Source organism: Planctomonas sp. JC2975 (assembly GCF_012985205.1).
In the GTDB taxonomy this organism is placed as follows: Bacteria; Actinomycetota; Actinomycetes; order Actinomycetales; family Microbacteriaceae; genus Humibacter.
Genome location: NZ_JABEKS010000001.1, coordinates 764,765 through 785,075, shown reverse-complemented (window position 1 = coordinate 785,075; position 20,311 = coordinate 764,765). Strand labels below are relative to the sequence as shown.

Genomic DNA, 20,311 nt, shown 5'->3' with positions numbered 1-20,311 from the left:
GCCGATCCAGCGGAATTGCAGGACCGGCTCTGTGTGAGCATCGATCCTGAACTGCTCGAGCTCGCCCTCACGCATCGTTCATACGCGTACGAGCACGGCGGCATTCCGAACAACGAGCGCCTCGAGTTCCTTGGCGACTCGATCCTCGGCCAGGCCGTCACGGTGAAGCTGTACCGCGATTATCCGCGGCTCGACGAGGGCGAACTCGCCAAGCGCCGCGCGTCACTGGTCAGCAGCGTCGCGCTCGCCGAAGTGGCGCGCGGCATCGGCCTCGGTGCATACGTGCTGCTCGGTCGCGGTGAATTCCAGAGCGGCGGGGCCGACAAGTCGTCGATCCTGGCCGACACCGTCGAGGCCATCATCGGCGCCGTCTACCTGGATGCGGGAGGCGACGTCGCGACCGCACTCGTGCTGCGGCTCATCGAGCCGCTCCTCGACGACCCCGACCGCTTCGGCGCGGCCATGGACCCCAAGACCAGCCTGCAGGAGCTGGCGGCGCACAACGACGCCCCGCCGCCGCAGTACCTGGTCACCGACACGGGTCCCGACCACAACAAGACCTTCCACGCCACCGTCATCGTTGAAGGCCTCGTCACTGCCTCCGGTGAGGGGACGAGCAAGAAGAACGCCGAGATGGCCGCCGCGCTGAAAGCGTGGTCGATGGCCAACGCCGATCGTTCCGGTGCCAGAGCTCCCCGAGGTTGAGGTGGTGCGAGCGGGTCTCGAACCGGCCGTCACCTCATCGCTGATCACCTCCGTCGACGTGCTCGACGAGCGCGCACTCACCAGGCACGATCCCTCGCGCGGCAACCTCTCCGATCTCCTCACCGGCCGGCGGATGCTCGGCGCGGCGCGCAGGGGCAAGTTCCTGTGGCTGCCGCTCGAGGTGCGATCCGCGACATCCGCGAGATCTTCGGTTCATGCCGTGTCAGGCGGATCCGCCGAGGATGCGCTACTGCTGCACCTCGGGATGAGCGGACAGGTGCTGCTGCGCGAAGCGGGAGCACCTCTGGAACGGCATGCGCGCGTTCGACTGGTGCTGGAGCATCCGCTGCACGGCGAGCTCGCTGTCCACTTCGTTGACCAGCGCACCTTCGGCTCGCTCGCCGTCGACCGACTCCTTGGGACGCCGGACGGCGCGGCAGGCGGTTATGGCGTGGCGCTCGCGGCCGTGCCGAGTCAGGTGGCGCACATCGCGCGCGATCCGCTGGATCCGGCGTTCGATGACGCCGCCTTTCTCCGCGCGCTGTCGTCACGACGCACGGCCGTGAAGCGGGCGCTGCTCGACCAGACGCTGATCAGCGGGGTGGGCAACATCTACGCGGACGAGGCGCTGTGGGCCGCCCGCATCCATTTCGACCAGCCGACCGCGACCTTGTCGACACGCAAGGGGAAGGAGCTCCTGCTCGAGGTGCGGGCGGTGCTGCAGAAGGCGCTCGCGGAGGGCGGCACGAGCTTCGATGCGCAGTACGTCAACGTGAACGGGGCGTCCGGGTACTTCGCGCACAGTCTCAATGCGTACGGGCGGCAGGGACTGCCGTGCCCTCGGTGCGGCACGCCGATGGTGCGGGCTGCGTTCATGAACCGGTCGTCGCACTATTGCCCGCGGTGCCAGCGGATTCGTACGCCGAGGACGGCGGCGAACTGAGACGCCTGCGACCGTTCGCGTGAAGGCGTCATGGACGTGGCGTGCCCGGCAGCATTGCGATCGAGCCGAGGCGCATCGTCGCTTCGACTACCGGGATGGTGCTGCTGCGGCCGGGAGCACGAGCTCGAAGGCTGCACCTCCCGTAGCGGCCGTGTTTCCGGCGGGCGCGTCCTGCCGGGGCGCGACCACGCGCAGCTCGCCGCCGAGCCTGGCCGTCAGGCGCTGTGCGATCGAGAGCCCGAGTCCCGTTCCCACGGGTCGAGAGTCGCGATAGCGGCCGTGCAGCGCACCTCGTTCGAAAGCGACGTCGCGATCGGATGCCGTGAGCCCCGGCCCCGAGTCCGCCACCGTGATGCGTACTCCTCCCGAAGTCGCGGAGGGCGCAAGCTTCGGGAGGTCCGGCCGCGCGGTGATCGTCACGAACCCGCCCGCCGGGGTCGCGCGCAGTGCGTTCTCCAGCAGGCCGTCGATCACCTGGCGAAGCCGGTGCGCGTCGGTCCCGGCGACCAGACCCGATGGCACGGTCGTCGTCAGGGCGACGCCGCCGGACTCTGCGACGGCGCGCCATGCGGCTGCCGCCTCGGCGAGCACGGCAGCGACATCGACCGGTCCGAGTTCCAGCGGGAAATCGTGCGCCTCGAGGCGGGCCAGCTCGAGCAGGTCGGCCACGAAACGGTCGAGACGGCGCGTCTCGGCGAGCATCGTCGAGCCGACATCGCGCAGTTCGTCCGGACGGATCATGCTATCCGCCAGCGCCTCCGCGTAGCCGCGCACCGCGGTGAGCGGAGTGCGCAGGTCGTGCGAGATGGAGAGCAGGAACTCGCGTTGGCGCGCCTCGCTGACCGTGAGTGCCGTGTCCAGCTCTGCGAGGGCGTCCACCACGTCGGAGACTTCGACCGTTCCCGACTGCGGCAACTCGACGTTGCGTTCACCTGCGGCGAGTCGCCGCGCGGCGCCCGCCGTACGCGAGAGCGGACGTGAGACCGCTCTGGCGAGCAGGAATCCGGCGGCCAGCGCGATGGCCAGCCCGATGAGCAGCGCGACGACCAGTTGCCCGGCGACTGCCGAAACCTGTGCGTCGACGGATGCCACGGATCGAGCCACCACGACCGTCCCGCCCGCCGATGTGGGCCTGGCCTCGACGATGTATCGATGGCCGCCGATGTCGATGGTCGTTGAGAGGGTGGATCCCGTCGCCAGCTTCTTCTGCACCTTCGGGCGCAGCACGACACCGACGGATCCCACGACGGTGCCGCTGGGCTCGATCACGGCGATCTTCGGCTGACCCGACCCCGTCGGAGCCTCGGCGGCGCGCCGATCGAGCGTGCTCTGCGGGAGCGTGGCCAACTCGTCGGCGAGGGACGCGGCCACCGTGCGGGCGTCGCCGAGCGATGCCGTGCGCACGAGGCCGAAGGACACGGCGCCCGCGACGACCACGGCCACGACGGCGACGATGACCGTCGTGAACACGATGCGTCCGACGAGCGTGCGGGGCAGCAGCCTGAAGCGGCCTGCGGCGCGCACGTCAGACGGCCGATCGGACCGCATGGGATGCGACATCCGCAGGCTGGTCCAGCGCGTACCCGACGCCGCGCACCGTGCGGATGCCCGAGCCGGCACCCAGCTTCGACCTCAGCTGGGCGATGTGCACGTCGACCGTGCGGCCTGATGCGTAGTCTGCCTGACCCCACACGGATGCCAGGAGCTGCTCCCGCGTGAAGACCCGGCCCGGCGAACGGGCCAAGTACGCGAGCAGATCGAACTCCGTCGCCGTGAGCACGAGGTCCGCACCGCGGAGCGTCGCCGAGCGCCGATCCGGATCCAGGGTCAGCGCACCGAGCGTTATACCGTTCCTCGATGCGGGGCCATGGGTGCGCCGGAGCACGACCTTCAGCCGGGTGACCAGTTCGCGCGGCGAGAACGGCTTGGTGAGGTAATCGTCTCCGCCGAGTTCGAGTGCGACGAGCTTCTCGATCTCGTCGTCGCGGGCCGTCACGAAGATGATCGGCGTCCAGTCGTCCTCGGCTCGCAGGCGGCGGCACAGCTCGATGCCGTCCATGCCCGGCAGGCCGACGTCGAGCACGATCGCTACCGGCCGGCGAGCCCTGATCACGCCGATCGCGGCTGCACCGTCTGCGACCGTCTCCACACCGAATCCGGCGCGCGTCAGATAGAGACGCTCCACGTCGGCGATGGCGTGCTCGTCCTCCACGATGACGACGAGTCCGACCTGAGCATCCATGCCGCTCATTCAAGCGATCCAAGCTGCGAAGTCATCCGCGCGGACCTCTGTCACAGCGAACCCTTACATTCCCCGAACATGCGCGCGACGGATGCCGCACACGGCCACCGCAGACTCGTCAAGACATCACCTCGGCGGCGCAGTCGTCGAGCGGACACGAGAGCGACCGGAACGGGCATCGCTCGCGACGACGACAAGGAGCCGTCATGCACGAGACGCGGATCATCAGGACAGGAACGACCAGCATCCCGGGGGCCGATTCGGGCCACCATGACGCCGGAGCGGCTCCTCGTCGCATCGGAAGGCTGAGCCTCGCCGCCGCTGGGGCGGCCGTCGCGTTCGCCGTCATCGGGGGAGTGGCCGCCGCGCCGCTGCCCGCCGCGGCGTCGGCACAGGCCGCCTCCACCCCGCACGCTTCGCCGGCGACCTGGTGCGGCGTCGATCTGCTGGTGCTCCGCCACGACTACGACCGGCTGCCGTCCGCGATGCGCAGCGACATCGCCGCCGCCCACAAGCAGTCGTCGGCGTCGGCAAAGAAGGATGCCCTGGCGAAGGTGCTCTCCAAGGCGCAGTCCGGCGGGTACGGAGCGGCGATCCAGGCCGCGGCGAAGGACAAGAAGAAGCTCGACGGCGTCGTGGACGCCTGGGACAGACTGCCGTCTTCGCTCAGCAGCGACCTGAAGAAGGCGAAGGCCGCGAGCGGCTCGAGCCGGGCCTCCGACCTCGAAGCGATCCTGACGAAAGCGGAGTCGGGTGGCTACGGCGACCGGGTGAAGGATGTCTCAGACAAGCTCAAGACGCGTCTCGACCGGTGCGTGACGCGGCTGAACGGATCGAAGAGCTCCGGAACCGGATCGTCCTCGTCGCCGAGCCCGTCATCGCCCGCAGCGGCTCCTTCGACCTCCACTCCCACCGGCACGCCGTCGTCGACGGCGACCAGCGGGGCGTGAGGACTATCCCAGGGTCTTCTGCCAGTTGCCGGTCAAGGCGTTGGTGCGGAAGCCGATCGCCTCGTTGATGGCGCGCATCGGGCCGTTCTCCTCGGCGTTCCACGTGATCACCCGGCGAACGTGGGGTGCCACGTCGGCGAGTCGGTCGAGGTTGTGCAGCTTCATGAGCATCCCGAGGCGGTGCCCTCGGTGCTCGGGTGTGACGAGCGTGTCGCCCTGCTCGACGACGGGTGAGGCATCCGCAATCTCGAGCTCGGTGTAGCCGGCCAGGCGGCCGTCTGCGCGACTGATCGCGGCGGTGGTGAGCCACGGCTTGCCACGATCGATGCCGCGCTGCTCGATCGCCCGTACACGGGCGGCGTCCCACTTCTCGGTGTCCACGGCGATCCCTTCGTGCGGCACGTCGGTCGTCATGCGTTCGATGGCGGCGGCGTAGCTGTCGACGAGGTCGTCTGGACAGTGCGGGAACCAGCTGCACAACTCGTAGTCGGCTGCGTGCGCGACGGCATCCGCTCGAAGATCCTCGATGCGAGCGGATGCCGCAGGCAGCGCGAGCTCGCTGACGACTTCGACCTGGCCGAGGCGGTAGCCGTGGGAGACGGCGAACCGCACGAAGGGATCGTCCTCCGGGAGGCCGACATCGCCGTCCGCCGCCTCGACGACCGCCGCGTCGGGGCGGATGCCGTCGAGCAGGTGTTCTGTGAACACGGAGATGTCCACGCGTCCGCCATCGGCCACCACGCTCTCGCCCTGCGCGAGCAGGGCGGATCCGATCCCATGCCGCCGCGCCGTCGGCAGCACCAGCACCTCGAGTTCCGCACCGGTCGCGTCTTCGTCGAGGGGAAGGCGGATGAGCAGGCGGCCGACAGCAAGGCCGTCGAGGCGCGCGAGGTACAGCATCCGCATGCTGAACTCGCTCGGCCTGAACCAGGCGAGCTGATCGGCCGCGTCGTACACGAAGTCGTCTGATCCCCACAGGTCGAGGGAGCAGGCGTTCCCGACGTCGACGAAGTCGCGGAAGTCCGTCGCGTCGGCATCATCGGCTGACGCCGGCAACGCCACTCGGTCGATCGTCACGCGCATGTGAGCTGTCACTGCTGTTCCCCCGGTTGTCCGGACGGCGTTCGCGTCGACCCGCCGTCGTGCCAATCAGCCGACTACCCTATCCCGCTGCCCGGACCGAGCACCGCTGTCGGGTACCGTAGAGACGGCTTCGCGGCGAGCAGTTCGGGCCACGGATCTGTGAAGGGGGCGGCGGTTGCATCTGAAGAGCTTGACGCTCAAGGGCTTCAAGTCCTTTGCACAGCCGACCACGTTCGCCTTCGAGCCAGGTGTGACCTGCATCGTCGGACCCAACGGGTCCGGCAAGTCCAACGTCGTCGACGCGCTCGCCTGGGTGATGGGCGAGCAGGGTGTGAAGACGCTGCGCGGCGGCAAGATGGAAGACGTCATCTTCGCCGGCACGTCGACGCGCGGACCGCTGGGACGCGCTGAGGTCACGCTCACCATCGACAATTCGGACGGCGCCCTGCCGATCGAGTACTCCGAGGTGACGATCAGTCGCACTCTGTTCCGCAATGGCGGCAGCGAGTACGCGATCAACGGCAAGCAGTGCCGGCTGCTCGACGTGCAGGAACTCCTCAGCGACTCCGGTCTCGGCCGTGAGATGCACGTCATCGTCGGACAGGGGCAGCTGGATGCCGTTCTGCACGCCAGCCCAGACGACCGTCGTGGCTTCATCGAGGAGGCGGCCGGCATCCTCAAGCACCGCAGGCGCAAGGAGAAGACCCTCCGCAAGCTCGAGGCGATGCAGACGAACCTCACGCGTCTGAGCGACCTGGCCGGGGAGATCCGCCGCCAGTTGAAGCCGCTGGGCGCCCAGGCCGAAGTGGCGCGGGAGGCGCAGACCATCGCCGCTGTCGTGCGTGATGCCCGCGCGCGACTGCTCGCCGACGAGGTGGTCGGCCTGCGCGCGGCACTCGGCGACTACTCGCGCGATGAGACGCAACGGCACAGCGAGCGCATCGTGCTGCAGGAGCAGCTCGAGCAGAAGCAGCTGCGCATCTCGCGCATCGAGCAGGAGCAGGTCGGCGACGCCGTCGACGCCGCGCGTCGCACCGCGTTCGCGCTCGAGTCGGCACAGGAGCGTCTGCGCTCGCTCTTCACGCTTGCGAACCAGCGGCTGGCGCTGCTCGGCTCGCAGGGCGAGCTCAGCGAGTCCGCACGCACCGTGACACCCGACATGATCGAGGCGTCGAAGGCCGAGACCGCTCTGCTCCGCGACGGCGTGGGCGCAGCGGATGCCGCTGTCGCCACCGCGCAGACCGCCACCCGAGCCGCGCGCGGCCGCCTCGACGCCCTCGACGAGCAGATCGCCGCACAGAGCGCCCTCGTGTCGCAGCACGACCTGGAGCTCACCAAGCTGGCAGGCCAGGTGGACGCCGCCGCCCAACGTCTCGCCGCACTTCGCGGGGAGTCTCTGCGCCAGCGCAACCAGCTCGAGGCCGCAGACCAGAGGCGCGCGGTCGCGGAGGAAGCGCTGGCCGACAGCGAAGGCGACTCGCCGCTCGGACCGGACGCTCAGGGCGAGCTGGCAGAAGCGTACGAGCTGGCCCAGGCATCCGTCTTCGAGGCGGAGGGCGAGATCGAGCGGCTCCGTGACGAGTTGCGCGCTTTGGAGCGCGAGCGTGACGCGCTGTCCGGCCAGGTCACCGCGCTCGGTCGGGCACTGGAGGCTCGTGACGGGTCCGCCGCGCTGCTCGCAGCAGGACGCACCGGGGTCAAGGCACGGGTCGCCGACACCATCAAGGTCGAGCCGGGATACGAGACGGCGATAGGTGCAGCGCTGGGGTCCCTCGCGGATGCCGTCGTCGTCGCCGACCGGGATGCGGCCGTCGATGCGGCCAGGTACGCCGGCGCGGAGGATCTCGGCTCGATCGAACTCGTGCTGGAAGGGGAAGCCGCAGGCGGATCCGGATCCGGATCCGGTTCCGCACGGATCGAATCCGCAGATGCCGTGCTGTCGGGTTCTGCGCTGCCCGACACCGCGCGCCCGGCCGACGGGCTGCTGCTGGCTGGGACCCCCGGCATCCGCGAACTGCTGCGGAATGTCGCCGTCGTGGACGATCTCGACGACGCCCAGCGCGTCTGGGAAGGTCTCGAGGGCACTGAAATCGTGCTCGTCACCCGCACCGGCGAGGTGCTGTCCGCTCACACGCTGAGGGGTGGATCCGGCAAGGGCGCGGGCCGCATCGAGCTGCTGGCCGAGCGGGACGCCGCCGCCACTCGCCTCGAGGAGCTGGAGACCGCCATCGCGACGGCCAAGGCCGAGCACGACGGGCAGCGAGACGCTCTGCAGGCCGCGAAACAGGCATCCGCTGCGGCATTGACGCAGCTGCGCGCGTACGACGCCCAGCTGGCCGAGCAGTCGGAGAAGTCCAGCAGGCTCACCGCCCAGCTCGAGGCGGCGAACGCCGAAGCAGAGCGCATCGCGCGCGGGATCTCCGAGTCCGAGGCGAAGGTCGAGGAGGCGGATCACGCCGCAGCGGCCGCGAAACGCGCGCACGAAACCCATGCGTCGAAGCCGCGACCGATCCTCGACGTCAGCGAGAGGGACGCGGTGTCCGCGAGGCTCGAGGCGTGCCGTGAGGCAGAGGTGCAGTCGCGACTCGCGGCGGAGACCGCTCGGGAGCGCGTGCGGGCCGAAGAGGCGCGCACCGCTTCCCTCGTGCGACGGCTGGGATCGGAGCGTGCTGCGGCGGCGGAGGCCGCTCGCCGCGAGGTCATCAGACGGCACCAGGTGGCCGCTGCGGAGCGAGTCATCTCCGCCCTGCCGAAGGTGCTCGACTCCGTCGATCGCTCCGTGAGCCAGGCACGCACGGAACTCGCCGCGGCCGAGGCGGCGCGCGCGGGCCAGAACGAGGAGCTCGTCGCGCTGCGCCGCGATGAGGCATCCCTGCGCGACAGGCTCCACGCCGTGAGCGAGAGCGTGCACGGCCTCGAGCTTCAGATCTACGAGAAGAAGCTGCACCTCTCCGGCCTGCTGGAGCGTGCAGGCAACGAGCTCGGGCTCGTGGAAGACGTGCTCGTCGCCGAGTACGGCCCAGAGGCGCCGATCCCCCCGGAGACCGAGGACGGCGAAGAGCGTCCGTTCGTGCGAGCAGAGCAGGAGAAGCGGCTGCAGGATGCCGAGCGCAAGTTCGCGAGGCTCGGTCGCGTGAACCCTCTGGCGCTCGAGGAGTTCGCGGCGCTCGAGCAGAGGCACAAGTTCCTCACTGAGCAGCTGACCGACCTCACGAACACGCGCAAGGATCTCCTGACGATCATCGCGGACATCGACGAGCGGATGCAGGGCATCTTCGCTGACGCGTTCGAGGACACCCGACGTACGTTCTCCGAGGTCTTCCCCGTGCTGTTCCCCGGAGGCAGCGGCAGCATCCGTCTCACGGATCCGGACGACCTGCTCACGACGGGCATCGAGGTGTCCGTGCGTCCTGCTGGCAAGAAGATCGAGCGTCTGTCGCTGCTGTCCGGCGGCGAGCGTTCGCTCGCGGCCGTGGCGTTCCTGCTCGCCATCTTCAAGGCCCGGCCGAGCCCCTTCTACATCATGGACGAGGTCGAGGCGGCGCTGGATGACGCGAACCTCGGCCGGCTGCTGACGACCTTCGAGGATCTGCGCGCCGACAGCCAGCTCATCGTGATCACCCACCAGAAGCGCACGATGGAGATCGCAGACGCGCTCTACGGTGTCTCCATGCGGCAGGACGGCGTGTCGGCGGTCGTCGGGCAACGAGTCGAGGAGCGGGACGCCAGCACCCGGGAGAACACCCGTGGTCGTGAGGACGTCCGCGCTCTCGAAGCCGAGGACGAACGCCAGTCCGCCTGACCCCGGCCCGTGCGGCACGAGAGGCAGGCGGACCGCGAAGCTACGCCGGAAGGCGCCGTCCGGATCGGATCACGCCGTTCGGATCCCTGGCGTCCTTCAGTGCGCTGAGTCGTGCGATGGCATCCGCGTCGAACGAGTCGGCCAGTGTCGAGTGGTGATCGAGAAGCGTCGGCACATTGCCGGTTGCCGGCGTGGTGGCCACGGCCGCACGCAGGGGATCGAACGCGGCGTCAGCTCCCTCGAGTGCCGCGGCGTTCGGAGCGATCACGCTGGAGCCCAGGTAGGACGGAGCATCCACGCGCGCGGCGACCGCGCGAGTGCGATCGCCGCGCAGCAGAGAGCCGCCGAACGGCCGCACCTCGAGGCGGGTGACGCCTCGTGCGCTCGCCTCGCCGAAGGCCGCGAGGAGGCCCTCCGCCGACCCGGTGTCGTATCCGCTGGACGTCGCACTCCAATCCAAGTACGCCATCGGCTCGGTCGGCTCCGCCGCGATGGCGGCGACGGAGGCGATGCCGAACACCTGCGTCGTGTCGGCGATCGGCGTGCCGATGGCGCGCAACGGGTCGAGGAGGGGCGCGCCGGAGTCCGCGCCGCCGATGTGCAGCACGTCGACGGACGCGAGCGTCTTGCCGCGGATCGGCTCGGGCACGACGGGTGCGTCGGGGAACGCGATGATGCCGAACGAGAGACCGAGTGTCGGTTCGGACTGCGCGACCTCGAACGTCGTCGCGAGGAGTCGGGCGGCGTCAGCGGGCGCGAACGTGAGCTTGCCGCCGTACAGCTCGTCGCCGTCGAACAGCGAGAACTCGATGGCCGTGACCACGCCGAACAGGGATCCGGCGCCGCGCAGCGCCCACATCAGCTCGGGATCGCTCGTCTCGGTGACGCGCACGAACTCGCCGGACGCATCCACGAGCTCGACGGCCGTGACAGCAGGCGACTGGAGGCCGTATGTGCGCCCGAAGAGCGAGTGTCCTCCGCCGAGGGAATACGCCACGACGTTCACCTCGGGGTTGCTGCCCGCGAGGGCGATGAGACCCGTCGCGTCGAGACGGGTGAGGACGGGACCCCAATTCACTCCGGCTCCGACTCGGGCCGTGCGTGCAGGGACGTCGACCGAGATCTCGTCGAACGCGCGAGGCCTGATCAGCACGATGTCGTCGAGGTCGAGCCCGGCGGAGTGCCCGTTGGGCTGGGTGAGCACGCCGAGCCCCGCCGCCGCTGCCGCACGGACGACGGCCTGCACGTCGGCGACATCCGCCGGCACGGCCACCGCTGTCGGACGCTGGTCGACCCCGAGGTTCCAGGCGAGGCGTTCCGTGTCGTATCCGTCGTCGTCGGGAAGAAGGAGCTCGCCGGCCAGACGAGCGCGGACGTCATGGAGCGCGGAGGGTGTCTGCATGGTGCGAACCTATTCGGCACCCCCGACATCGTCCCGGGTGCGGGTCCACACCGATTGATCCCCGTGTCGCGGCTGCGCGGGTCAGGGGGCCGATCAGGTCCGCGGCGCGAGCGAGCTCGCACCCCGAGCCTCAATCGCCCCTATCGTTGAGACATGGCTGAACGCTCCTGGTCGCTCGCCGGCGCATTGCGCGGCATGTTCGTCAAACCCACCATCGACGAGAGCACGTGGGACGACCTCGAGACGGCACTGATCACTGCCGACTTCGGCCCCGACGTCACCGATGCCATCGTCGAGGAGATGCACGAGAAGGTGGACCGCTACGCGACCACCGATCCGAAGGACTTCCAGCGGATGCTCCGCGAGACCATCGAAGAGCGCCTCGCCCGCTTCGACCCCACCCTGCATCTCTCCGAGCGTCCGGCGGTGGTGCTGGTCGTCGGCGTCAACGGCGTGGGCAAGACGACCACGATCGGCAAGTTCGCACGGTTCCTGCGCGGCTACGAGCGATCCGTCGTCGTCGGTGCGGCCGACACGTTCCGCGCAGCGGCGGTCGAGCAGCTGGCCACCTGGGCCGAGCGAGCGGGTGCGCAGATCGTGCGGCCGCAGCAGGAGCGGCAGGATCCGGCATCCGTCGCATTCCAGACCATCGAGTACGCCAAGAACACCGGAACGGAGATCGTGATCATCGACACCGCCGGCCGCCTGCACACCAAGGGCGGCCTGATGGACGAGCTGTCGAAGATCAAGCGCGTGGTCGAGAAGCAGGCGCCGATCGCCGAGGTGCTCCTCGTGCTCGACGCGACGACGGGACAGAACGGTCTCGCGCAGGCGCAGGCCTTCATCGAGCACGCAGGAGTCACCGGTCTCGTGCTGACCAAGCTCGACGGCTCCGCCAAGGGCGGATTCGTGCTCTCAGTACAGGAGCGCACGGGCCTGCCGATCAAGCTCGTCGGCCAGGGCGAGGGCATCGGCGATCTCACCGGATTCACGCCGCACGTCTTCGCCCAGCAGCTGGTCGGCTGAACCGGATCGACCGACCACACATCGACAGGGGAGCAACGGTGGCCATCGAACACGATTTCTTCGGCGTCGTCGACGAGGACTCGTCCGGCGGGCTGTACTGGTCGGAGACCGTCGACGTGGGGGAGCAGGCCGTCGAGGTCACCCTCACCGCGGATGACGCGGCTGCGGTCGCCGAGAGCGGACTGGATGCCGCTGCAGCCGTCATCCGCTCGCTCGAGGGTCTCGACTCCCGTGCTCGCGACGCGCTCATCGCCGAGCTGAGCCAGCGCGAGTCTGTCACGACGCAGTACATCGACCAGCGGGTCGACGACATGGGGGAGTCGCTGCTCGATCTGCTCGTGCACAACTCGGGCGACATCGCGATGGACGTGCTGCGCTCACTGCAGCTGCTGCAGGTGGCGCTGCATCCCGACCACACGGAAGACGACGACGCGTTCGCCGTCTTCACCTATTCGATCGATCCGGACGAGACGGATGCCGTGCTCCAGGTGAGCTTCGACGACCGCGGCGACGTGGTCGCGGTCGACGACGGGCAGACCTGAGAATCCGCTGGCAAACCGACGGCCGAGACGGCCAACGGCGCTGGCGTCGCGGCGGAGGCCAGGGGTGGCCTCCGCTTTCAAGCTCCAGCGCGCATTACGATTGACCCACCATGGCTACCTTCGGCACTCTCTCCGACCGTCTCACAGAGACCTTCAGGAACCTCCGCACCAAGGGCAAGCTCTCCGCTTCGGATGTCGACGGCACCGTCCGCGAGATCCGTCGCGCGCTGCTCGAAGCGGACGTCTCGCTCGACGTCGTCAAGCAGTTCACCGCGACGGTGCGCGAGCGCGCCCTCAGCGATGAGGTCAACCAGGCGCTGAATCCGGCGCAGCAGGTTGTGCAGATCGTCAACGAGGAGCTGATAGCCATCCTCGGCGGCGAGCAGCGTCGGCTCGAGTTCGCGAAGAACCCGCCGACGGTCATCATGCTCGCCGGCCTCCAGGGCGCAGGCAAGACGACGCTGGCCGGAAAGCTCGCCAAGTGGCTGAAGAAGGACGGCCACACGCCCATGCTGGTGGCGGCGGACCTGCAGCGTCCCAACGCGGTGAACCAGCTCCAGATCGTCGGAGAGCAGGCCGGAGTCCCGGTGTTCGCGCCCGAGGCCGGCAACGGCGTCGGCGATCCCGTGCGAGTGGCGAAGGATGCCGTCAAGCAGGCCGAGCGTCAGCAGTACGACGTCGTCATCATCGACACCGCCGGCCGGCTCGGCATCGATGCCGAGCTCATGAAGCAGGCGTCGGACATCCGCAAGGCGACGAACCCCGACGAGGTGCTGTTCGTCATCGACGCGATGATCGGTCAGGACGCGGTCAACACGGCGCGCGCCTTCCAGGAGGGTGTCGACTTCACGGGCGTCGTGCTCTCGAAGCTCGACGGCGACGCGCGAGGCGGTGCCGCCCTGTCGATCGCCTCCGTGACCGGCAGGCCGATCATGTACGCGTCGACGGGTGAGGGTCTCGACGACTTCGAGCCGTTCTACCCGGATCGTATGGCGAGCCGCATCCTCGACCTGGGTGACGTTCTCACCCTGATCGAGCAGGCGCAGGAGGCCTTCGACGAGGAGGAAGCCCGCAAGGTCGCCGAGAAGTTCGCGACCGACAGCTTCACGCTCGACGACTTCCTGAAGCAGATGCAGCAGCTGCGCAACATGGGCTCGATCAAGAAGATGATCGGCATGCTGCCCGGCGCTGGCCAGATGCGTCAGCAGCTCGACCAGTTCGACGAGAAGGAGATCGTGCGCACCGAGGCGATCATCCAGTCGATGACGCCATCGGAGCGACACAATCCGAAGCTGTTGAACGGGTCCCGTCGGCTCCGCATCGCGAGGGGCTCCGGCATGACCGTCACGGATGTCAACCAGCTCGTGCAACGCTTCGATCAGGCCTCGAAGGTGATGAAGACCGTCGCCAAGGGCGGCGTTCCGAACGTGCCGGGCATGGGACCGATCCCCGGTGCGGGCTACGGCGGACGCAAGCTCCAGCAGAAGAAGGGCAAGTCGTCGCGGTCGGGCAACCCGGCCAAGCGCGCGGCGGAGAACGCGGCGCTGGCATCCGGTGTCAAGCCGTCGACAGGTGCGGAGACCTCCGGCGGATCGGGCTTCGGGCTCGGTGGCCAGAAGGCACCGAGCGGCGAAGACCTCGCCGCGGTGCAGAAGCTCTTCGGCCGCCGCTGATCACGCTCGCTCGCGGCCTCCCGCTGGTTCGCTGAGCGAGCGAAGCGCCCTTCGACGCGCTTCCTCGCTGAGTATCCGTCGAAGCACCTCCGAGCGATCAGCCGAGCCCGCTCCGCAGCTCCTTCGTGAGGGAGGAGACGACTGCGGGAAGGCTGCCGCCGTTCGCTTCCGCGACGGCGAGCTGCCGCTGGTAGCTGACCCCCTTGCCGAGGATGGTTCGCACGTCGTCGAGTTCGGCCGAGCAGCCGAGGCGCTCGGCCGTCGGAGCGAGCTCCGTGACGAGTTCGTGCAGGCCGTCAGCCACGGCTCCCTGAGCGCCGCCGGGATCGAGGATGATGTCCGCGTCGATGCCGTACCTCGCCGCGCGCCACTTGTTCTCGCGCACGAACCACGGCTGGAGGGCAAGGGGCTGCTCTCCACGGTCGAGCTGGCTGGACATCCGCTCGACCAGGCAGTGGATGAGCGCCGCCAGCGCGCCGAGCTCGGTGGCCGTCGACACGCCGTCGCACGCGCGCATCTCGACGGTGCCCCAGCGGGGAGACGGACGGATGTCCCAGCGCACCTCGCTGTAGTCCCGGATCACGTCGGTGGTGATCAGGTCCTGCACGTAGTCCTCGTAGTCCGCCCACCGCTCGAGCCGCCACGGGAGACCGGCGGTGGGCAGCTGCTGGAACATGAGGGCGCGGTTGGAGGCGTATCCCGTCGCGACACCTGCCCAGAACGGGCTCGACGCGCTGAGCGCCTGCAGGTGCGGAGAGAACGTGAGCAGTCCGTTCAAGATGGGCAGCGCCTTGTCGCGGTCCTCGATGCCCACATGCACGTGAACGCCCCAGATGAGCATCTGGCGGCCCCACCACTGCGTGCGTTCTAGCAGGTGCTCGTAGCGCTCCGACGGCGTCGCCTTCTGATCGAACCACTGGGCGAAGGGATGGGTGCCGGCACACATCAGCTCGACTCCGAGCGGGTCGGTCGCGGCGCGCACCCGGGCGAGGAGCTCCTCGAGGTCGGCCACGGCATCCGGGACGCTCCTGTGCACGCCGCTGACGAGCTCGATGGTGTTCAGGAGCAGTTCGTGTGTGATCTGCGGATGCTCGCTGCCGTCGCCAGGACCGAGCAGCGGCAGCACCTGGTCGGCGATCTGAACGAGGTCGCCGGTGTCCCGATCCACCAGCGCCAGCTCCCACTCGATGCCGATCGTCGAGCGATCAGATGCTGCGAAATCGATGCGCATCGGTCCCCCTCACCGTCTTCGACCGCGATGCGGCCGCGCCTGCGCCCATCATGACCGTGATCGGCGCTCGACGCCATCGCTTGCGGTGCCGAAGCGAATCACGGTAGGAGACAGGCTCCCCGCGCGGACGGATTATCGTTCGAGGGCCGAATCTGCAAGAATGGTGGGTCGAGTCCGCACGGGACGACCCTCTATCAGACCGTGCTGCGGCTCTCCATCAGACCTCCTGCCGCGTGTGCCCCACGCCCTCGGCAGTCAGTTCGCGCGAAACATTTCAAACTCACCTGGAGAATTGTGGCTGTCAAGATCCGCCTCAAGCGGCTCGGAAAGATCCGCGCCCCCTACTACCGCATCGTCGTCGCCGACTCGCGCACCAAGCGCGACGGTCGTGTCATCGAAGAGATCGGCAAGTACCACCCCACCGAGAACCCCTCGTTCATCGAGGTCGACTCGGACCGCGCGCAGTACTGGCTCGGCGTCGGCGCCCAGCCGACCGAGCAGGTGCTCGCCATCCTCAAGCTCACGGGCGACTGGGGAACCTTCAAGGGCGACAAGAACGCCGTCAGCACCGTGAAGGCGCCCGAGGCCAAGGTCGCGTTCGTCGCCGACGAGAAGAAGAAGCCGGTGCTCAAGCCGAAGTCCGAGAAGCCGGCCCCCAAGGCCGAGCCGGAGGCTGACGCGTCCGCCGACGAGACGACCGAGGCGTAATCACCTTGCTCGCACCTGCTCTGCAACATCTGGTCGAGGGCATCGTCGATCATCCCGACGATGTCCACGTCGTGGCGAAGGAATCTCCGCGCGGCGAGGTCCTCGAGGTTCGTGTGAACCCCGAGGACCTCGGCCGGGTCATCGGACGATCCGGCCGCACGGCGAAGGCCCTGCGCACCGTCGTCAGCGCGCTGGCCGATGGCAAGCGCGTCCGCGTCGATCTCATCGACTGACGCGGTGAGCGGGACGCGATCGGAGCCGAATCAGCCGAAGCAGCAGCTTCGCGTCGGCAGACTGACCAAGGCGCACGGTCTCAAGGGCGCCATCAAGCTCGAACTCTTCACGGACGATCCTGAGCACCGATTCGTGCCAGGTGCCGAGTTCTCGCTCCAGGTCCCTTCGGGATCGAAGTGGCACGGCAAGACCCTCACTCTGGCGGAGCTGCGCTGGTACAACGGGCACGCGGTCGGCTTCTTCGAGGGCGTCGGCGACCGCACTGAGGCGGAGACGCTGGTCAAGGCCATCCTTTGGGTGGATCAGGACGACTCCGTCGAAGAGGATGCCTGGTACGACCACCAGCTCGTCGGCCTGCGCGTGCTGCGCGACGGCGTCGAGGTCGGCACCATCGCCCGCGTCGACCACCTTCCCGCGCAGGATCTGCTGGCCGTGAAGACGGGATCGGGTGAGGTTCTCGTGCCGTTCGTCTCGGCCATCGTGCCCGAGGTCGACGTGAAGGCCGGCACCGTCACCGTCACCCCGCCGACCGGGCTTTTCGAGGAGATCCCCGAGACGGATGACGACGACGACGTCACCGACGATTCCGCAAGCGAGCCGCTGGACGTGTCGGCGACATCCGCTGAGCCCGACGAGGCCGCAGCCTCGGCACATTCGGACGAATCGGCCGACTGAGCACCCGCCACGGCGGCGTCCTGCGAGGATGGCCGTCGTGGACACAGTCTCCGTCGTCGTCGCGCACTCCGAGCGCGCGACCCTGCGTGTCGGCGACACGTTTCTCAAGGTCGATTCCGACCAGAGCATGAGCGACCGTGAGGTCGCGGCGATGCGTCTCGCACCGATCCCGACACCGACCATCCTCTGGCGAACCCCGCCGGTGCTGGCGATGGCCGCCGTCGGCGGAGAGCCGCTCGGCCACCTCGGCGCGCCGTCCGTCGCCTCACCTGCAGCGTGGGCCGCGGCGGGCGCCGCCGCGCGTGCGCTGCACGAGGCGCCACTGCCGCCATGGCAGGGTCGGAGCCTGATCGACGTCGCATCGCGCCTGGACGCCGAGTGCGAGGCGCTGACCGCTGGCGGAATCCTGCCGGCCGAGCTGGTCTCAGGAGGCCGTCGGATGGCCGATGCGGCGCTTCGGCCCTCGCAGCCGGTGTTCATGCACGGCGACTTCCAGGTCGAACACGTCTTCGTCGACGGTGACCGGGTCACCGGCGTGATCGACTGGTCGGAGGCGGGCACGGGCGACGCCCTGTTCGATCTCGCCACGCTCACGCTGGGCCACGAGGAGCGACTCGCCGACGTAGTGGCCGGCTACGGCGCCGACGTCGACGTCGACGTGGATGCCATCCGCGCATGGTGGGCGGTGAGATGCCTGCTCGCGATCCGGTGGTTGCTGGAGAACGGATTCGACGCGTTCATGCCGGGCGCCGAGGTCGATGTGCTGAAGTCGCTGGTCTGACGTCGCTGGTCTGAAGCGCCGGGGGTCGGGCATCCGTCGACCTGGCTGAGCCGTGCATCGGATCCGTCCGTTTGCAGCGGCCGATTTCAGGACATCCGGTCACGTGTCGACGTACCAGGGACATCTCGCCGCATGTCCTGAATACGGCCGGCCCGGGTCTGGGCACGCGCTTCTGGCGTCTCGGGACGATGGGCGCTCCCTCGCCGAGACGCGTGGTCGCCAGTTCAGGTCAGGCGCGGGTCACCGTGACGACAGCGGTCTTGAACTCGGGCATTGATGAGACGGGGTCGACGGCGTCGCTCGTGAGCAGGTTCGCGCTGTCGGCATCCGCGAAGTGGAACGGCAGGAACACCGTGTCCATGCGGATGCCGGCATCCAGCGTGACCGGCGCGGTGACGCGTCCGCGGTCGTTCGCGATGAGCGCGACATCACCGTCCGCGAGGCCGCGAGCCTCCGCCGCGGCAGGATGCAGCACGAGCTCCAGCCGGGGTCTGGCGGCGACGAGTTCGGCGACGCGGCGGGTCTGCGCGCCGGACTGGTAGTGCTCGAGGAGCCGTCCGGTGACCAGCCACAGCTGTTCGGATCCGCGCGGCGCCTCGGGATTCGGACGTCGTCGCACCGACACGAAGCGTGCGCGGCCGTCCGGATGTGCGAAGCGCTGGTCGAAGGGTCTCGGCGTCGAGCTTCCGCCCGCTGGATACGGCCAGTGCACGGGTTCCTCGCCGTCGAGCATGCCGTAGTCGATCCCGGAATAGTCGGCCCTTCCGCCGGCGGATGCCCGCCCGAGCTCGTCGAACACGGTCTCGGCATCGTCGTCGAATCGCACGCCGGGTGCGATCCGGCCGGCGAGCTCGGCGAGGATCCACAGCTCGCTGTGCGCCTCACCCGGCGGATCGATGGCACGACGCCGACGCAGGACCCTGCCCTCGAGATTCGTCATCGTGCCGTCCTCCTCGGCCCACTGGGTCACGGGGAGCACGACATCCGCTCGTGCCGCGGTTTCGCTCATCACGAAATCGCAGACCACGAGCGTGTCGAGGCGGTCGAACGCCGCGCGCACCGCTTCGACGTTCGGCGCGGAGACCACCGGGTTCGAGCCGTGGATGAGCAGGCACCGCACGCCGGCCGCCGATCCCGCGGTCTCCAGGAGCTGCACTGCAGGGATGCCGGGCCCCGGAATGGACTGCGGCTCGACGCCCCACACGCCCGCGACGTGGTCGCGTGCCGAGGGGTCGGTGATCGAGCGGTATCCGGGGAGCTGATCGGCCTTCTGACCGTGTTCGCGGCCGCCCTGACCGTTCCCCTGACCCGTCATGGTGCCGTAGCCGGATCCCGTCGTGCCTGGCAGGCCGAGCAGCAGCGCGAGGTTGATGGCAGCGGTCGCCGTGTCGGTGCCGTCTGCGTGTTGCTCGACGCCACGGCCGGTGAGGATGTACGCCTCGCCCTCCGCAAGTCGACGCACCACTTGTCGAAGGCGCTCTGCCGGCACACCCGTCACGGACTGCGTGCGGTCCGGCCACCACTCGACGACGCTGCGGCGAAAGGCGGCGAAGCCGGTCGTCCGGGAGCCGACGTAGTCGTCGTCCACGAGGTGTTCGGCGATCGCGAGGTGGGCGAGGCCGAGGAGGAGAGCCAGATCCGTCCCTGGCGCCGGGGCGAGGTGCATCCCTGCTCCGTCCTCGGTGAGCCGGGCCGTCGACGACCGTCGCGGATCGACCACGATGAGGCCGCCTTTCGAACGTGCGCCTTCCAGGTGCCCGAGCAGGGGAGGCATGGTGTCGGCCATGTTGGATCCGAGGATGAGGACCGTGCGCGCTGCGTCGAGATCCGTCACCGGGAACGGCAGACCACGGTCGAGGCCGAACGCACGGTTCGCCGCGGCCGCCGCGGATGACATGCAGAACCGACCGTTGTAGTCGATGCGGGACGTGCGCAGTGCTGCGCGAGCGAACTTGCCGAGCTGGTAGGCCTTCTCGTTCGTGAGTCCGCCTCCGCCGAACACCCCGACGGCGTCCGGGCCTCCGGCCGCCTGTGCGTCGCGGATCCTGTGCGCGACCAGGTCGAGAGCGTCCTCCCACGACGTCTCCACGAACTCGCCGTCCGGACCTCTGACGAGAGGTGCGGTGAGACGTCCGGGAGCGTCGAGCACGACGGGCGACGTCCAGCCCTTCTTGCAGAGACCGCCACGGTTCGTCGGGAAGGATCGTCCAGCGACGTCGAGAAGCGGAGCACCGTCGAGGCGCTGCACCGGCCGGGTGAGGGTCATCGCGCACTGCAGCGCACAATACGGGCAGTGGGTCGCGATGCCCTGCCC

At 69.0% G+C, this 20,311-nt stretch carries 17 protein-coding genes; 11 read left to right on the top strand and 6 right to left on the bottom strand.

Features of this window, described 5'->3' with window-relative positions; all coding sequences use genetic code 11:
• Positions 1 to 33 precede the first annotated feature (33 nt).
• Together rnc and mutM are read left to right on the top strand one after the other, a co-directional pair.
• Complete coding sequence (gene rnc, locus HII28_RS03715) at positions 34 to 705, top strand: ribonuclease III (protein WP_346769171.1); 672 nt, start codon at positions 34 to 36, stop codon at positions 703 to 705.
• Complete coding sequence (mutM, locus tag HII28_RS03710; RefSeq protein ID WP_170024178.1) at positions 683 to 1,648, top strand: bifunctional DNA-formamidopyrimidine glycosylase/DNA-(apurinic or apyrimidinic site) lyase; 966 nt, start codon at positions 683 to 685, stop codon at positions 1,646 to 1,648. The genes rnc and mutM overlap by 23 nt, the downstream gene beginning before the upstream one ends.
• Positions 1,649 to 1,735: 87 nt before the next feature.
• Here the strand turns inward: mutM and HII28_RS03705 are convergent, their stop codons facing one another.
• Positions 1,736 to 3,196, bottom strand: a complete 1,461-nt coding sequence (locus tag HII28_RS03705; RefSeq protein WP_170024177.1) for a HAMP domain-containing sensor histidine kinase — start codon at positions 3,194 to 3,196, stop codon at positions 1,736 to 1,738.
• Complete coding sequence (locus HII28_RS03700; protein WP_240977227.1) at positions 3,174 to 3,890, bottom strand: response regulator transcription factor; 717 nt, start codon at positions 3,888 to 3,890, stop codon at positions 3,174 to 3,176. The genes HII28_RS03705 and HII28_RS03700 overlap by 23 nt, the downstream gene beginning before the upstream one ends.
• A gap of 206 nt (positions 3,891 to 4,096) precedes the next feature.
• On the opposite strand from HII28_RS03700, the gene HII28_RS03695 reads away from it, so the two are divergent.
• A complete protein-coding gene (locus HII28_RS03695) occupies positions 4,097 to 4,840 on the top strand; it encodes a hypothetical protein (protein ID WP_170024175.1) in 744 nt (247 codons plus the stop codon).
• Between the two features lie 3 nt (positions 4,841 to 4,843).
• On the opposite strand, the gene HII28_RS03690 is transcribed toward HII28_RS03695, so the two are convergent.
• Positions 4,844 to 5,935, bottom strand: coding sequence for a GNAT family N-acetyltransferase (locus tag HII28_RS03690; protein WP_170024174.1), 1,092 nt, complete (start codon positions 5,933 to 5,935; stop codon positions 4,844 to 4,846).
• A 163-nt stretch (positions 5,936 to 6,098) separates the two neighbouring features.
• On the opposite strand from HII28_RS03690, the gene smc reads away from it, so the two are divergent.
• A complete protein-coding gene (gene smc, locus HII28_RS03685) occupies positions 6,099 to 9,725 on the top strand; it encodes a chromosome segregation protein SMC (protein WP_170024173.1) in 3,627 nt (1,208 codons plus the stop codon).
• Between the two features lie 40 nt (positions 9,726 to 9,765).
• On the opposite strand, the gene HII28_RS03680 is transcribed toward smc, so the two are convergent.
• The gene (locus HII28_RS03680) at positions 9,766 to 11,127 is read right to left on the bottom strand and encodes an FAD-binding protein (protein WP_170024172.1); all 1,362 of its coding nucleotides are present in this window, start codon (positions 11,125 to 11,127) and stop codon (positions 9,766 to 9,768) included.
• Positions 11,128 to 11,280: 153 nt separating this feature from the next.
• Between HII28_RS03680 and ftsY the strand changes: the two genes are divergently transcribed.
• The 3 genes from ftsY to ffh all read left to right on the top strand — a co-directional run bounded on the left by ftsY (position 11,281) and on the right by ffh (position 14,368).
• The gene (gene ftsY, locus HII28_RS03675; RefSeq protein WP_170024171.1) at positions 11,281 to 12,153 is read left to right on the top strand and encodes a signal recognition particle-docking protein FtsY; all 873 of its coding nucleotides are present in this window, start codon (positions 11,281 to 11,283) and stop codon (positions 12,151 to 12,153) included.
• Between the two features lie 38 nt (positions 12,154 to 12,191).
• Positions 12,192 to 12,695: a DUF2004 domain-containing protein gene (locus HII28_RS03670; RefSeq protein ID WP_170024170.1), complete on the top strand. Its 504-nt coding sequence runs from the start codon at positions 12,192 to 12,194 to the stop codon at positions 12,693 to 12,695.
• A gap of 110 nt (positions 12,696 to 12,805) precedes the next feature.
• Entirely contained in the window at positions 12,806 to 14,368 is a 1,563-nt protein-coding gene (gene ffh / locus HII28_RS03665) for a signal recognition particle protein (RefSeq protein WP_170024169.1), read from the top strand.
• A 97-nt stretch (positions 14,369 to 14,465) separates the two neighbouring features.
• On the opposite strand, the gene HII28_RS03660 is transcribed toward ffh, so the two are convergent.
• Positions 14,466 to 15,599 carry a glutamate--cysteine ligase gene (locus HII28_RS03660; protein WP_170024168.1) on the bottom strand — a complete coding sequence of 378 codons (1,134 nt, stop codon included), beginning with the start codon at positions 15,597 to 15,599 and terminating at the stop codon, positions 14,466 to 14,468.
• A 294-nt stretch (positions 15,600 to 15,893) separates the two neighbouring features.
• On the opposite strand from HII28_RS03660, the gene rpsP reads away from it, so the two are divergent.
• From rpsP to HII28_RS03640, 4 genes are read left to right on the top strand one after another with little or no spacing between them, the layout of a single operon-like run.
• On the top strand, positions 15,894 to 16,307 hold the full coding sequence (gene rpsP, locus HII28_RS03655; protein ID WP_170024167.1) for a 30S ribosomal protein S16: 414 nt from the start codon (positions 15,894 to 15,896) through the stop codon (positions 16,305 to 16,307).
• 5 nt (positions 16,308 to 16,312) lie between these two features.
• On the top strand, positions 16,313 to 16,540 hold the full coding sequence (locus HII28_RS03650; RefSeq protein ID WP_170024166.1) for an RNA-binding protein: 228 nt from the start codon (positions 16,313 to 16,315) through the stop codon (positions 16,538 to 16,540).
• Positions 16,506 to 17,216 carry a ribosome maturation factor RimM gene (rimM, locus tag HII28_RS03645; RefSeq protein ID WP_170024165.1) on the top strand — a complete coding sequence of 237 codons (711 nt, stop codon included), beginning with the start codon at positions 16,506 to 16,508 and terminating at the stop codon, positions 17,214 to 17,216. Before HII28_RS03650 ends, rimM begins: the two co-directional genes overlap by 35 nt.
• 28 nt (positions 17,217 to 17,244) lie before the next feature.
• On the top strand, positions 17,245 to 17,997 hold the full coding sequence (locus HII28_RS03640) for a phosphotransferase (RefSeq protein WP_205864553.1): 753 nt from the start codon (positions 17,245 to 17,247) through the stop codon (positions 17,995 to 17,997).
• Positions 17,998 to 18,226: 229 nt separating this feature from the next.
• Here the strand turns inward: HII28_RS03640 and HII28_RS03635 are convergent, their stop codons facing one another.
• On the bottom strand, positions 18,227 to 20,263 hold the full coding sequence (locus HII28_RS03635) for a molybdopterin oxidoreductase family protein (protein WP_240977479.1): 2,037 nt from the start codon (positions 20,261 to 20,263) through the stop codon (positions 18,227 to 18,229).
• Between the last annotated feature and the right edge of the window lie 48 nt (positions 20,264 to 20,311).